Raw genomic sequence first — 14920 nt, 5'->3', positions numbered from 1 at the left:
TAAATTCAGAAGCCTTTATAAACTAACCAGAAGATCGGTCAATGGATCGTTAAATATTTCTTAACTGATCGGCATTAAGCCTAGGCTGCCTTTTGTCATTTATAAAATCGTATTTATTTTACATATTTTTTAAATGCAGCGTCTACTGGTGTATCAGCAAGGTGATTAGTGTAGTTGCTCATTACTTTTTGAGACAAGCCTACAATAATTTCAAGTAGTTGTTGCTTACCGTAACCTGCTGCAAAGAATTTTTCGATTTGCTCATCGCTGATCACGCCACGTTCACGTGTCATTGCGAGTGTAGTTTCACGAAGAGTTTCTAGCTTAGGGTTTTCAAGTGGTGTTTTGTTTACAAGTGCATCAACAACACCTTGATCAACTTTCATTGCCGCTGCAATACCACTGTGAGCAGGAACACAGTAATGACATGCGTGCTCAACGTTAATTGATTGCCATACTACTGTTAGCTCTTCTGCATTGAATGATGTTTTTTGAAACAGCTCATGCAGTACTTGGTAACCTTTAAGTAATGTTGGTGCTTCAGCCATTACTGCATGTAAGTTAGGAAGCATACCAAATGCTGCTACTGAATCAGCTAGTAACGGTTTTGCTTCTTCTGGTGCGTTTTCTTGAGTGTATAAAGTAAATTCGGCCATGGTTAGCTCCTAATAATTAATAGTTTTAAGTAACTTCGAGACACATAGTATTTGATTTTGAGCGACTGTTCAAGTTAAAATTGAGCAAATGTTCAAATTGATTGAGAATGATATGGCTAATAAGGTTAAATTTGAACGCGATAATGTAGTTCGCGTTGCAAGCCAGCTATTTTGGCAAAAAGGTTTTCATGCAACCTCAACGCGTGACTTACAAGAAGCCGTTAATATGCGCCCGGGTAGTATTTACTCTGCGTTTGGCTCTAAAGAAGGGCTATACTGCGAATCGCTGAAAGATTACACAGTACAAATGAAAACCCAAATAGAGGGGTTTCTATCAAGTGCAGATACAGTACTTGGTGGGTTACGTGCATTTGTTGAAAATGTGGTCATTAAAACAAAAGATTGCAGCCCAAGCGCTATTTGTATGCTGGTTAAAGCAAACAGCGAGTTTGCAGAAAAAGACTCAAACCTATATGAGCTAAGCTTAGATTTAACCGCTCAATTTGAAGCTTATTTAACGCAGTTGTTTACACAAGCAATAAACAAAGGTGAGTTAAGTAATACGTTGACCGCTGTTGAATATGCGCGCTTTTTTCAGGTGCAATTTACAGGTTTACGCGGTTATTTTAATCGTCCTAATGTAGATCAATTTGCTGAGCCAATGATCAACCAAATGTTTATGTTGATTAAAAAGTTATAAATAGCAGTTATCGAGCATTCTCAACAAGTTATACTTATTTTACTAAATAAAAATGGCCAGTATTAACTGGCCATTTTTTTGTGCTTAAAACTTAATTTATAAGTTACGTTTTAAGCTTATTTAGCTCATTATCTTGCTGGGCAACAAGTGCATTAAGCGCTTCGCTGCTATCCCCTGCTTGTGTAGATAAGTCAGCAAGCTGCGATGCGGCATCAGATATAAGCGTTAAATTACGGTTTATTTCTTCAGTCACTAAGCTTTGCTCTTCAGCAGCGGTGGCAATATGTGTAATTTGATTGGTTATTTCATCAACTTTAACAACAACACTGTGCAGAGCATCAAAAGCTACCGATGTTTCATCAACGGCATTTTGTGCACGTACTACGCCTTTTTCAATAACGGTAGATGCGTTACCTACTTCAGATAATAAACTATCAATTAACTGGCTTATGTCATCTGTTGATGAACGCGTTTTAGAAGCAAGTGCACGTACTTCATCAGCAACAACGGCAAAGCCTCGCCCATGCTCACCTGCGCGCGCAGCTTCAATGGCTGCGTTAAGTGCAAGTAAGTTTGTTTGTTCTGAAATAGTACGAATTACATCTAATATTTGCGTAATGTCTTTACTACGCGAAGCGACTTTTTCAACTGCTTGGTTTGCTTCTTTAATTTCTTCAGACATCGTTTTAACTTGTGTCATCGCTGACGATAAGCTCGACTCACTGCTTACTACCAAGCTATTTATTTCATCGGCTTGTTGGGCTGATTGCTCTGATGCTCTGGCGACTTCGAGTGCTGTTGCGCTCATTTCGTTCATAGCCGTTACCACACTTTCAATTTCTTGAAATTGAGATTGAACATTATGCTTAGTATCAATAGCGATGTGTTGTGCTATTTCGCCTTGCTGTTTAGTTTGCTCAGACACCGCTTTTAGTTCAGAAATTAAATCACGTAGTTTTGCTAAAAATCGATTAAACCCACCAGCTAATGCAATAAGTTCTGCGTGGCTATCAACATGCAATGTATGCGTTAAATCACCCTCAGAACTTGCGAGGTTATCAACCCGCTGTTGAATTTGTTGTAGCGGCGCTATTACACCTGCAATTACTAATTTCATAATAACAAAAGCAACCACAGCAATTATTAAGCCTGTAATTAAAATAATAAACCCGAGTGATGCTGCTGTTTCTTGCATGTTTTTTTCTAGCGCTTCAGGCCCTGAAAGTGCTAGGTCTGTAGGTACTTCTATGATTAATGACCACTGAGTGTTTGCTAGTTTTATATCAATTGGATAATTTACTAAATATTCACTATTTGTTTTAAAAATACCGCTTTGCCCTTTAGACTTTTCAATATCATTAAATATAGTAGAACTAACAGCCTCTTTAATTGGGCGCCCTAATTTAGATTTATAATGACTGCTGCCTACAACTAAACCTAAATCACTTAATAAGGTTACTTTAGCTTGACCATTGTAAAGCTGCTTAGAAAGCTGCTCAGTCATTACTTGAAAGGTTGGTAGAGTTAAATCAACGCCTGCTAAACCAATAAACTGGCCTGACTTTAAAATAGGCACGGTTAACGAAGTTAGCATTACCGAATCGCCCGATGGGATTTCGTATAAATACGGTTCCATAATACAAGGCTTAAGTGTGTCTTTTGCGCACAAATACCACTGCGCTTCACGAATACCAAACTCATTAAGCGTTGTTATGTATTTATCGGCGGCATTCGCTACTTTTTGTTGTTCAATTACACCTTTTTGATCGCGAGTTATGTATACCTCTAACGTACCAGCACTATCTACTGAATGCTTATACCCTTGTTGATATTGAGAGTCTTGCCCATCAAAAGCGTTTGGTTCAAATTGAGAATAAATAGATGATAAGAGAGTGTTTTGTTCTAAAACCGCTTTATTTATACTGACAACTGTATCTCGGTCTAAAGTGTTTTGTTTTGCTGCATCGCCAAGTAATGCCGCTAATGAATAAGGAACACGGTAAGCTTCATTAATAAAGCCAGCAATTTTTTCTCCGTATCCAGCCGCATGAGCATTAAGCTTTTCTTCTACTTCTACAATAATGTACTCTTCGGATTTGGTCGCTAACTGCTTATTACTTGATGATAACTGCCACCACAAAATGCCTGATAGCACTAGTACAGTTATAAATATACTACCGACACTTAGCCAGAGTAACTTTTTTGCTAACGATATTTCTCGCATTCATCACACCCTTTAAATTAAAACTACTGATACAGTTTAGTAGATCTAACCAACGAAGCTATGAATATCGTTAAACAAATTGAATTTAATACAATACGTTGAGTTTTTTAAAGTTTAGCCAAACGTGCCGTTGTAATTGAGGCTGCAATTAATAAACACACACTTACCCATAAACACGCACTGAGCCCATATACCTGAAAAACCCAGCCAGAAAGCACCGTACCAAGCAAACGCCCTATCGCATTGGCCATATAATAAAAGCCAACGTCGAGCGACACCCCATCGTTTTTAGCAAAACTTACTATTAAGTAACTATGCAGCGATGAATTTACAGCAAATACACCACCAAAAATAAGTAAGCCGATTACAAGCGTAAAATGTACCGCTACATCAAATTGCATCAACAACGCTAAAATGCCAGTTACGCCACTTAATAGAGCAACCCACCAATACGCTTTTTTGACTGAATGTGAGTTTGAATCACTTTGCCCTGTTATACGCGGTGCTTGCGACTGCACCAATCCATACGCAATAACCCACAAAGCCATAAAGCCGCTTACCCACCAGTGATCCCAGTTAAACTGAGCGGCTAAGTAAACCGGCAATGCAACCACAAACCATACATCGCGCGCCGCAAACAAGCATAAACGCGCTGCACTAAGTAAGTTGATTGCCCGCGATTTAGAAAATAATTCTTTAAACTTAGGTTTGTTTTTAGCTTTACCAATATCGCCTTTTAAAAAAATTAAACTAATAACCCACGCAACACTAAGTAAAGCAATTAGGCTTATTAATGCCCCCACAAAACCAAATACGGTAAGTAGCAAGCCACCTAAAAAAAAGCCCACTCCTTTTAACGCATTTTTAGAGCCTGTAAGTATGGCAATCCATTTATATAATTGGCTTTGTCCTGCATCGTCTTGTGGTACTAAATACTTAATGGCGCTCTTTGCGCTCATTTTATTTAAGTCTTTAGCTATACCGCTCAGTGCTTGCGCTGCCATAACATAGGCAACGGTTAGCCAATCCCCAGGCACGCAAAGCATAGCTAAAGCTACAAGTTGTAGCCCAAGCCCTACATTCATGGTTTTGTTTAACCCTAAATATGCCCCAAGCCAACCACCTACTAAATTGGTGATCACCCCAAAAATTTCATAAAACAAAAACAACATGGCTATTGCAAATGCACCATAACCCAACTGATGAAAATACAGCACCACCAGCATCCTTAGTGCGCCATCAGTAAGGGTAAATGCCCAGTAATTACCGGTAATTATTAAATATTGTTTTATAGAGCTTGGTAAATTAGCTAACTGCACAAGCATGAATTTAAACCTTTTTAAACGAGATTAAACCACATCACTTTGTGCAACTTTAAGCATTAGCTCAGCGGTACGGTTTGCATAACCCCATTCGTTATCATACCAAGCGTATAATTTAAGCTGAGTGTTGTTAATTACCATAGTTGAAAGCGCATCTATGGTGCAACTACGTGGATCTGTTTTGTAATCTATAGATACAAGCGGTCTTTCTTCGTAGCCTAAAATGTCTTTTAGCTCGTTATTTGCAGCATTTTTGAACCAAGTGTTTACTTCATCTTGTGTAACACCGCGCTCAAGCTCAAAAACACAATCAGTAATGGATGCGTTAGTAAGAGGTACACGCACAGCATGGCCGTTTAATTTACCCTTAAGCTCAGGAAAAATATGCGTAATAGCCGTTGCACTACCTGTTGTGGTTGGTATTAAACTAGTACCGCACGAACGTGCACGGCGTAGGTCTTTGTGGGGTGCATCTATAATCGTTTGGGTATTAGTAATGTCGTGAATAGTGGTCATTGAGCCGTGTTTAATGCCCACTTTTTCTTGGAGTACTTTTACTATTGGCGCTAAACAGTTAGTTGTGCAAGAAGCAGCTGTAACAATTTTATGCTCACTTGGGTTATATAGGTCATCGTTTACACCCATTACTATATTTAAAATACCGTCTTCTTTCACAGGAGCCGTTACTACAACGCGCTTAACACCTTGCGCTAAATATTGATTTAACAGCTCAGTGGTTTTCATTTTACCGCTGGCCTCTATTACTACATCGCAATCTGACCAATCAGTTTCATTTATGGTTTTGTTGTTGGTAACTGCAATCGTGTGTTTACCTACACTAAAAGAGTTTTCATCACTGGTAATGTGTTGTGCTAAGCGGCCATGCACTGAGTCAAATTCAATTAAATGTGCGTGTGTTTTAGCATCGCCCGCTACATCATTTACTTTAATAAACTCTATTTCTGGCCAATCAACTGCTGCACGCAGTGTTAAACGTCCCATACGGCCAAAACCGTTAATACCTACTTTAATAGTCATAATTAATACCTTTAATAAGTTAATTTATTAGTTACAACAGCTAGCTGCACGTTCAGGGCGATTACCCATAGCGTTTAAGCGCGTTAAATCGTTTTGATAAAATGAAGAGTTAGCAGTAAGCGTTTGCGTTAATACATTTTTAGCCCACTCTGGCAGTGCTTTGTTAATACTGTAGTACACCCATTGATTTTGTTTACGGTCGCTCAATAATCCGCATTGTCTTAACTGTGCTAAATGGCGAGATACCTTAGGTTGGCTTAATTTAAGTGCAGCAACAAGCTCGCATACACACAGCTCTTCTTCGTGGCTAATTAGCAGCATTGCTTTTAAACGTGTATCGTCCGCTAGGCATTTATAAAATTGAAGTGGGTTGAATTGTTCCATACTGTCCTCACAGTGCTTATGCATACACAATAAAACAAAATAACAACATATGGAATAGTGAATATGCGTTTTATCGTATATTTAATTTTTATGCCTTAAACGCGAAAAAGCACACAACGACTAATTGTCGTTGTGTGCTTTTATAACTTTTCTTTATTTAGTTATTAAATAACTGAAAGCTCTACTTCAATATTGCCACGTGTTGCGTTTGAATATGGGCATACTTGGTGTGCTTTATCTACAAGCGTTTGCGCTGCAGCTTTATCCATATCACCTAGTGATACAGCTAGTTTTACCGCAATACCAAAACCGCCTTCAATAGCACCAATAGACACTTCAGAATTAATATGTGTGTCGCTTGGTAAATCTATTTTTTCGCTACCTGCTACAAATTTAAGTGCGCCAATAAAACATGCTGCATAACCTGCGGCAAATAATTGCTCTGGGTTAGTGCCTTGTCCGTCGTCTCCGCCTAAACCTTTAGGTGTTGATAAATTTACATCTAAACGACCATCATCAGATTTAGCTACGCCCTCACGGCCGCCAGTTGCAGTTGCTTTTGCTGTGTAAGCTACGTTTTGTAATACATTCATAATGAACTCCAAAGTTTTAAAATATCAATCAATTTAGTTTGTGTGCAAAATAATAGATCAAGTAATTAGAGATTGCAAATACTTTGCATGCAAATTAAAATAGCATGTATCGAAATAAAGGATAACGTTATGGCGTTTGAGCAATTAAAGTTAAAAAATCAGTTATGTCATCGGTTATACATGGCATCTAACAGCATTGTGCGTGCGTATCGCGAGCCTTTAAACGCGCTAAATTTAACTTACCCGCAATACGTAGTAATGATGGCCCTGTGGGAGCAAGACGAAATAACAATTGCAGAGCTAATAGATAAAACCGCGATAGATGGCGGTGCTATGACCCAAATACTCAAAAAAATGAGCGACAAATCATTACTGGCTGTTATTAAAGATGAGCACGACAAACGCAAACGCCTAGTGCAGCTAACCCAGTATGGCCAATCACTTAAGTTAAAAGCAGCCGATATTCCTAAAAATATTTTATGTAAATTTGATAGTGTAGATGCAAAACAAGCGAAGCAGTTGATGCAGCTGCTCGATTTAGTAGTAAACGACTTAGCCGATTAGGCTCTTAATTTTTAAACAATAAACGTGTTTTAAAAGGTTTTAAAAATGACTCATATTAAAAAATTACTATTAGCTGCGGCGTGTAGCACGGCACTTTTAGGTAGCAACGCTGTATCTGCTAATACTGCTAATCAAAATGCTGATTTAAAAACAGTAGCCACTTTTGATGCGCAGCACCCACCGGGTAACATTGCTATTACCCCATCGGGCAGGAAATTTTTATCTGTGCATGGTTTTTTTGGCCAAAAGCAAAAAATTATGGAGCTTTTAAGCGATGGTACAACTAAGCCCTACCCTAATGAAGAATGGGCATACGCGTACAATAACGGTAAAGGTTTTTACGATGTACTTGGTATAAACGTATCAAGCGATGGCGTTTTATGGATGCTTGACACTTCAGGGCCCGATCACGCTGGGCGCTTAGTAGGTTGGGATACAAACAAAGAGCAACTGCATAAAATTATTTATCTGGCTAAACCGACCATTACCGACACCTCGTTTTTAAACGATTTAGTCATCGATAATAAGCATGGCGTTGTATACATTGCTGACACAGCCCAAGGCAGCCAAGCCGCTATTATTACGGTTAACCTTAAAACAGGTGTCGCACGCAGAGTGTTACAAAATAGCCATTACACCACTGCCGAAAATATCGATATGGTTATTGATGGGCGCACAATGAGCCTTGGCGGACAACCTGCCCGCTTAGGTGTTAACCCTATTACGCTTGACCCTAACGAAGACTGGCTTTACTTTGGCTCTATGTCGGGCACGTCGGTTTACCGCATTGCCACCAGCGATATAAATAACGAGAGCCTTCCGGCTAAAGCGCTTGAAGACAAAGTTACGCGTTACGGCACTAAGCCAATTTCAGACGGTATTATTGTTGATGGCGGCGGTAACGTATATGTAACCGACATAACCAATGGCGCAATTGGCGTAGTTAAACCCACTGGCGACTACGAAGTATTATTTAAAGACGAACGTTTGAGCTGGCCTGATGGTTTTAGTTACGGAGCGGATCATAAAATATACTTTACCGTTGACGATTTACATAATTCGCCTGTACTTAATAATGGCAAAAATCAAAGCCACGGTAAGTTTAAAGTAATGTCGTTCGAGCCTTTAGTAAAAGGAAAAGTAGGCCGTTAATTTACTTTTTGAGTGACTGTATTTTTTAAAAAGCCTTGCACATTTAAGTGACCTAATAGTTGCAGGGCTTTTTGTTAAAAACACACCACGTTGGTGCATCTTTTAGTAATACTTCACCTCTTTGGTGCTAATCCTTAAGTATGTATTTACACTTAAATACTAAATAACTGATTTCTATTCATAAAATATTCAAGTTAATGTTGGCATACTTCTTCCTATAAACTGATGTGTTCAGTGAAAATACCAAGGAAAAACCATGTTCAATTTATACCATACCCTTTACCTTTTATGGCGTTTAGACATTAGCGTTTGGCAAGTTAATGATCCAACAAATACCCGCACTACCGCTGATAAAGAACGCGCCTATGTTAAGTAGCATCGTATTGTGTAAAGGCTTGGCATAAAGCTTAAATGTATAAACCTACTTTAGGCTAAGCTTTTGCACACTATGAAATTTATGAATAAACCTTATTTAATTACTTATTAGCCGCCTGATATAAAAACGAAGCTCCCTACAAAAAATCACACATTTAAAAACATCGAAAAAATTAGTAAAAACACTGCGTTTATAACTTTGCAAGCAACCCTATTGCGTTGTATTGTTGCACCCTATTGAAAAATTTTAGTTGGAACGTGTATGCACGCTTTGGAAGTTAATTTTGATGGCTTAGTTGGCCCTACTCACAACTACGCTGGTTTATCGTATGGTAATGTTGCCTCGTTAAATAACGCAGCAAGCTTTTCAAATCCTCAAGAGGCAGTGCTTCAAGGCCTTGAAAAAATGAAAGCCATGCACGACAAAGGCCTAACTCAAGGTGTATTTGCCCCTCATGCGCGCCCCGACTTAAACGTACTGCGCCGCTTAGGCTTTACCGGTAACGATGCACAAGTAATTCATAAAGCATTTAAAGCAGATCCTATTTTATTACGCGCGTGTTATTCAGCGTCTGCAATGTGGACAGCCAATGCAGCTACGGTATCGCCATCTCCAGATACAACCGACGGCAAAGTACATTTTACTTCAGCTAATTTAAATAATAAGTTTCATCGTTCATTAGAGCCTGCAACCACTACACGCTTATTAAAAGCGATGTTTAACAACGACAAATACTTTGCGCATCATACCCATTTGCCCGACCAAGGCTTTTTTGGCGACGAAGGAGCAGCAAACCATACTCGTTTTTGTGACAGCCACGGCGAGCAAGGCCTTGAAATGTTTGTATTTGGTGCCAGTGCGTTTAACAGCCAATTACCAAAACCAGCTAAGTTTCCTGCAAGGCAAACACTCGAAGCCTCAGAAGCAATTTGTCGCTTACATAACCTAAAAGATTCAAGCCAAATTTTACTACAGCAAAATCCAGACGTAATAGACCAAGGCGTGTTTCATAACGATGTAATTGCAGTAGGTAACGCCAACGTATTACTGTGCCACCAGCAAGCATTTTTAAACCAAGCTTTGGCATTGCAAGATATTCGCGAAGCGTATGTGGGCAATAAAGAATTTTATATTATTGAAGTACCTACCGATAAAGTAAGCATTACCGACGCTGTAAGTAGTTATTTATTTAATAGCCAGCTAGTGAGCCTTGAAGATGGTTCAATGCTGTTAGTGGCACCACAAGAATGTAAACGCAACAGCGCGGTTAACGCCTACATTGAAGAAATGATTATGGCTGATAACCCAGTAAACCAAGTACAGTTTTTTGATTTACGCCAAAGTATGCAAAATGGCGGCGGCCCAGCTTGCTTGCGTTTACGTGTAGCCCTTAACGAGCAAGAACTTGCTGCAGTAAACCCAGAGGTTATTTTAACTGATACTAAATACACACAACTGTGTGACTGGGCAAAACGTAACTACCGCGACAAATTAGGCGCAAGTGACTTTGCAGACTCAGCCCTACTCACCGAGAGCTACCAAGCACTTGATGAGCTAACGCAGCTACTTAATTTAGGCTCAGTGTACGACTTTCAATTAGAAGGTTAATCCCTCAGCCTACACAAAGGCTAATACAAAAATAGAGAGCCAAGGCTCGCTATTTTTATTTGTGCTTATGTTTATGTTAATACATATTTAAGCATCTTTGTTAACAGTTATTGCCGACGCCATAGACTCAGATATATGCAGCGTACGCTGCGGAAACGGAATACTCAGCCCAGCATCTTCAATAGCTTCTTTAACACGTTTATTTAAATCCCACACAGTTTGCCAATAATCACCATTAACAGCCCACGCACGTAATTGTATATTTACTGCGCTTTCGCCTATTGAAGTTACCATTACTTTAGGGGCTGGCTCTGCGAGTAATCGGCTCTCTGATGCGGCTAATTCTTTAAGTACATTTAAGCCAACGTCAATAGAGTCGGCATACGAAATACCCACCACTATATCCATTCGTCTTTTGCCATTACGGGTAAAGTTTTTAATATTGCCACCCCATACTTTGCCGTTAGGCGATGCAATATAAAGACCGTCGGTGGTTTTAAAAATAGTGGTAAATAGGTTTATTTCACTCACAGTACCAAGCGTGCCACTGGCATCAACAAAGTCGCCTATTTTAAAAGGTCTGAGTATTAGCAGCATAATACCCGCAGCAATATTGCTCAGCGTATTTTTAAGGGCTAAACCAATCGCTAAACCAGCAGCACCCATTAGCGCAATTAAACTGGCCGTATTAACGCCAAAAATATCTAAAATAAATAGCCCACCAATTATATAAACTAAATAACCAGCAATACTCGATAAAAGAGGAAGCAGCGTACTATCCACTCTTTTTAATGGCGATTTAGAGTTTTTAATCGCTTTTTTAACCGAGCGTGCAATTAAGGCACTCGCAACTAAAATCACCAACGCTAAAATCACTTTGTATCCTAAAGTGATGATTGTTTCTGAATGGCTTTGCCAAAACGCTAAGAGTTTATCTTTCATGTTTGTTCCGATAAATGTGGCTGAAACTCAGCAAAATAATGGTTAAATCTAATAAAACCGACTTCAAAAGAAGTGGCGCGAGTATATAGTAAAAAACAATTAAATCGATGAAATTAAAAACGTTTTAAAACATCATGTTAAAAGTTCTAACTCCTCATATTTTTAATTCAATTTAGGTTAAGGGTTAAATACATACACTTAACAAATCAAATAAGAGGAAACAACCATGAACTTTAAATCAACAATATTAAGTAGCGCTATTATTTTTGCCTTAGCAGGCTGCGGCTCATCAAATGATGATGCTGAAACAACCCCACCGCAAACAAGTGATAAAACCACTTTTAGCTTAGGAATTTCCGACGCTCCAGTCACTGGTTTAAAACAAGTTAACGTTGTATTTGATTCAATAACAATTAAAGCCCAAGAAGGTGAAGAAGTTAGCTTTGAAACTCGTTCTAAAAACGATGCCACCTTAGCGCAAATGGTCAACTTACTAGACTATACGGGCGACGATATTTTTCAATTACTTGATGATCAAGAAGTACCTGCAGGTGATTATTCGTGGATCCGCGCGCAAGTAATAAACGGCGACACAAACAACCTTAGTTTAACATCTCACGTAGTTTACGAAGACGGCAGCATTGCACCGCTTATCGTAAAAAGAAAAGGTAATGATGGCGTGGGTGAAATACAGCTAAATGGCTTTACACTCAATCAAACCGACAACGAGTTTGTATTAGAGTTTGATTTAAAAAAATCGTTAGTTGATCCACAAAATAATAACGAAGTATTTTTAAAACCTCGCGGTGTGCGTTTACAAAACCTTTCTGAATCACAAGATATTGAAGGCACTGTAAGCCAAACACTTATAAACAATTGCGAGACTGACAACATTGATCTTGCCGCTGATGATTCATCATTTGGCCATGCTGTTTACCTTTACTCTGCGCAGGCACAAACCCCAACAGATATTCATGAAATAGATGACCAAACGCCTGATAACGCTCCGTTAGCTACTGCCAATGTTGTATTTGATGCAGACGATAATAAATACGAATTTGAACTCGCATTCATAACACCAGGCGACTATCAACTTGCTTATACGTGTAGCGCACACATAGACGATGCAGAGCAAGTAGATGCTGATTTTAATATTTATCAACTAAAACAAATTAGCCTAACGCAAGCTGACGATTTATCAGTCAATTTTGACATAGCCCAATAACTGCATGGCGCACATTGAGCTGCGCCTTTATTCATTTGTTAATAAGGAAAAAACCATGGCAAAAGAGAAAATAGTACTCATAACCGGCGCTTCTAGTGGCATTGGTGAAGCAACGGCAAAAACCTTAGTAAACAACGGTCATAAAGTTATATTAACCGCCCGTAGAGAAGAGCAACTTAACCAACTTGTTGCCGAGCTAGGATCAGATAACGCACTGAGCGTAGCCGCAGATGCAACCGACTTTACCGCGCTTGAAAACGTAGTTACCAAAGGCATTGAAAAGTTTGGCCGATTAGATGTAGCCTTTGCTAACGCGGGTATGGGTGTTTCAACCGCAGGCACCGAAAAAGGTGACCCAGATGAATGGTCAACCATGATCGATATAAACATTAAAGCCCTACTGTGGACTGCAAAATTAACCCTGCCGCATTTACGCCAAAACAAAGGTCACTTTATATTAACCAGCTCTGCCGCTGGCCGTAAGCCAATTGGTGGCTCTATTTACGGTGCAACTAAATGGTTTGCTTATGGCTTTGGACAAAACTTAGCTGAGGAAATGAGTGAGTGGAACGGCCGCTGCACAACCATAGCACCAGGTATGGTAAACACCCCGTTTTTTGATGAAGCTAAACCCGACAAACTCGACCCGCAAGATGTAGCCGACGCGGTATTGTTTGCTATTGAAGCAAACCAGCGCAACAGCGTACGAGAAATCTATTTAATGCCAACTAATTAACGTTGGCTAGGGAGTTTGGGCTGTCAGGTTTAATGCTAATGGTGTTAAACCTGATGGTTGTTAGTGCTTAGCTTGGGTTAGATGTTAGTAGGTAAGAATGAATTAAAGGTATTAGGCATTTAAAGTCTTATTAATTGCCAATGCTGCCCTTAAACCATATGTAAGCAAAATATAGTACAACGGCAATATATCCAAAAGAAATAACTAGGTTTACTTTCCAGAGGTTTAGCCAAAAATTGCCTCTGAAATAAGTGCGTTCTCTTACTTCATGGTTGAACAATGCTACTGAAGAGGGCACTAATATTAACGCAGACCAACCAAGTATAGGTAACACCATAAACATAATGCCTATGCCTGTACCTCCTGCTGAAGCGTCGGATGCTTCACCATCAATTGGGGCTAGCATCACGTAGCCTAAAATAAACCCAACAATCGCAAGTATAAAACCTAAAAGCTGAAATGTTCTCATTATTATCCTTGGCAACTAACGAGACTGTAAAATAACTCCAACAGCCAAATTCAATTAAAAAATGATCTCCTTTAATTAACCCTAAGCGTTTTTAAAGCATTACAAGATTTAGATTGGGTGTCACTGTAATTCACGCTGGAGCAAAACTAACTGTTTTTTGTCCTTATTGGATCGTCTTGTTAGCACTATTTTAACGACTTTGCCAAAGAACTATATACTAGATCTACAAAAGTTGTTCCGTGCCATTCATCGTCAAGCGATGGATTTACTGTATCAGGTGCTCCACCAATTAGATCACGCATAATACGGTAATCATTACTACGCTGCGCAAGTATTTGCATTTTCTCTTGGTGCTCAGGAGGAAGCATTTTATTTTTATACCATGTACGAAAAACATGTTTAAAAAGAGGTTCATTACAAGAAAACCATTCGCCTTGTCTTCTTAGATGAGAAAACTTTTGGTGTAATTCAGCCTCTCTAGCAGAGCCTCCTGGTTCTAATGCGCCAATAATTAATTGGCCATACGTACCAGTTTGTAAATTTTGTAAACGCTGGAGTACATTTTTAGATCTACCAATCTTTATAAATAGCCCATGTAAAGGGTGTGCATTTTTAGGTGGTCCAGCCCAAGAGTCTGGTACCTGAATAATATAATAAACGCTATCGATAGTCCCAAAAGAAACTTTATTCGCCCACTCACACCAAGGTGTAACCCATTCATCTGCTTTTTTAAAAGTAGAAAAGTATTCGGTTGTGAAATAGTGCTCACCATTTTCAAGGTGTATATCTGCTACAAACTCACCGTTTTCGCATTCTCGAATACTCTCAACTTTCAATAGAACCTCTGATAGTGCTAACGAGCCTGTAGATTAACTCGTTTTTAAATTTGTTTTTATTGATAAACAAACCATAGCTGAGTTCCTATTTTGGT

Annotated in this window: 15 protein-coding genes; 6 read left to right on the top strand and 9 right to left on the bottom strand. The window is 39.1% G+C overall.

All coding sequences use genetic code 11. From position 1 onward, the window contains the following. Positions 1-113: 113 nt before the first annotated feature. Positions 114-656, bottom strand: a complete 543-nt coding sequence (locus I6E85_RS20180; RefSeq protein WP_007586212.1) for a carboxymuconolactone decarboxylase family protein — start codon at positions 654-656, stop codon at positions 114-116. Between the two features lie 112 nt (positions 657-768). On the opposite strand from I6E85_RS20180, the gene I6E85_RS20175 reads away from it, so the two are divergent. After that, entirely contained in the window at positions 769-1356 is a 588-nt protein-coding gene (locus I6E85_RS20175) for a TetR/AcrR family transcriptional regulator (protein WP_024591536.1), read from the top strand. Between the two features lie 103 nt (positions 1357-1459). On the opposite strand, the gene I6E85_RS20170 is transcribed toward I6E85_RS20175, so the two are convergent. The 5 genes from I6E85_RS20170 to I6E85_RS20150 form a co-directional block, all read right to left on the bottom strand. Beyond that, the gene (locus I6E85_RS20170; RefSeq protein ID WP_024591537.1) at positions 1460-3580 is read right to left on the bottom strand and encodes a methyl-accepting chemotaxis protein; all 2121 of its coding nucleotides are present in this window, start codon (positions 3578-3580) and stop codon (positions 1460-1462) included. A gap of 107 nt (positions 3581-3687) precedes the next feature. Then, complete coding sequence (arsJ, locus tag I6E85_RS20165) at positions 3688-4905, bottom strand: organoarsenical effux MFS transporter ArsJ (RefSeq protein ID WP_024591538.1); 1218 nt, start codon at positions 4903-4905, stop codon at positions 3688-3690. Positions 4906-4929: 24 nt separating this feature from the next. Further along, on the bottom strand, positions 4930-5940 hold the full coding sequence (locus tag I6E85_RS20160; protein ID WP_024591539.1) for an ArsJ-associated glyceraldehyde-3-phosphate dehydrogenase: 1011 nt from the start codon (positions 5938-5940) through the stop codon (positions 4930-4932). 27 nt (positions 5941-5967) lie between these two features. Further along, the gene (locus tag I6E85_RS20155; protein WP_024591540.1) at positions 5968-6324 is read right to left on the bottom strand and encodes a metalloregulator ArsR/SmtB family transcription factor; all 357 of its coding nucleotides are present in this window, start codon (positions 6322-6324) and stop codon (positions 5968-5970) included. Positions 6325-6488: 164 nt separating this feature from the next. Continuing rightward, positions 6489-6917, bottom strand: coding sequence for an organic hydroperoxide resistance protein (locus tag I6E85_RS20150; RefSeq protein WP_024591541.1), 429 nt, complete (start codon positions 6915-6917; stop codon positions 6489-6491). Positions 6918-7046: 129 nt separating this feature from the next. Between I6E85_RS20150 and I6E85_RS20145 the strand changes: the two genes are divergently transcribed. The 3 genes from I6E85_RS20145 to astB all read left to right on the top strand — a co-directional run bounded on the left by I6E85_RS20145 (position 7047) and on the right by astB (position 10617). Then, positions 7047-7481, top strand: a complete 435-nt coding sequence (locus I6E85_RS20145; protein ID WP_024591542.1) for a MarR family winged helix-turn-helix transcriptional regulator — start codon at positions 7047-7049, stop codon at positions 7479-7481. Between the two features lie 45 nt (positions 7482-7526). Further along, on the top strand, positions 7527-8633 hold the full coding sequence (locus tag I6E85_RS20140) for an L-dopachrome tautomerase-related protein (RefSeq protein WP_024591543.1): 1107 nt from the start codon (positions 7527-7529) through the stop codon (positions 8631-8633). Positions 8634-9270: 637 nt separating this feature from the next. After that, a complete protein-coding gene (gene astB, locus I6E85_RS20135; protein ID WP_004334492.1) occupies positions 9271-10617 on the top strand; it encodes an N-succinylarginine dihydrolase in 1347 nt (448 codons plus the stop codon). 87 nt (positions 10618-10704) lie between these two features. Here the strand turns inward: astB and I6E85_RS20130 are convergent, their stop codons facing one another. Next, on the bottom strand, positions 10705-11559 hold the full coding sequence (locus I6E85_RS20130; protein ID WP_024591544.1) for a mechanosensitive ion channel family protein: 855 nt from the start codon (positions 11557-11559) through the stop codon (positions 10705-10707). Between the two features lie 226 nt (positions 11560-11785). On the opposite strand from I6E85_RS20130, the gene I6E85_RS20125 reads away from it, so the two are divergent. Further along, positions 11786-12784 carry a DUF4382 domain-containing protein gene (locus I6E85_RS20125; RefSeq protein ID WP_024591545.1) on the top strand — a complete coding sequence of 333 codons (999 nt, stop codon included), beginning with the start codon at positions 11786-11788 and terminating at the stop codon, positions 12782-12784. Positions 12785-12839: 55 nt separating this feature from the next. Then, positions 12840-13520: an SDR family oxidoreductase gene (locus tag I6E85_RS20120; protein ID WP_024591546.1), complete on the top strand. Its 681-nt coding sequence runs from the start codon at positions 12840-12842 to the stop codon at positions 13518-13520. Positions 13521-13650: 130 nt separating this feature from the next. On the opposite strand, the gene I6E85_RS20115 is transcribed toward I6E85_RS20120, so the two are convergent. Continuing rightward, positions 13651-13989, bottom strand: a complete 339-nt coding sequence (locus tag I6E85_RS20115) for a hypothetical protein (RefSeq protein WP_024591547.1) — start codon at positions 13987-13989, stop codon at positions 13651-13653. Positions 13990-14174: 185 nt separating this feature from the next. Beyond that, on the bottom strand, positions 14175-14825 hold the full coding sequence (locus I6E85_RS20110) for a GIY-YIG nuclease family protein (RefSeq protein WP_024591548.1): 651 nt from the start codon (positions 14823-14825) through the stop codon (positions 14175-14177). Positions 14826-14920 lie beyond the last annotated feature (95 nt).

The organism is Pseudoalteromonas sp. NZS71 (assembly GCF_015864715.1).
GTDB classification, from domain to species: domain Bacteria; phylum Pseudomonadota; class Gammaproteobacteria; order Enterobacterales; family Alteromonadaceae; genus Pseudoalteromonas; species Pseudoalteromonas arctica.
This window is presented reverse-complemented; position numbering and strand designations above follow the sequence as displayed.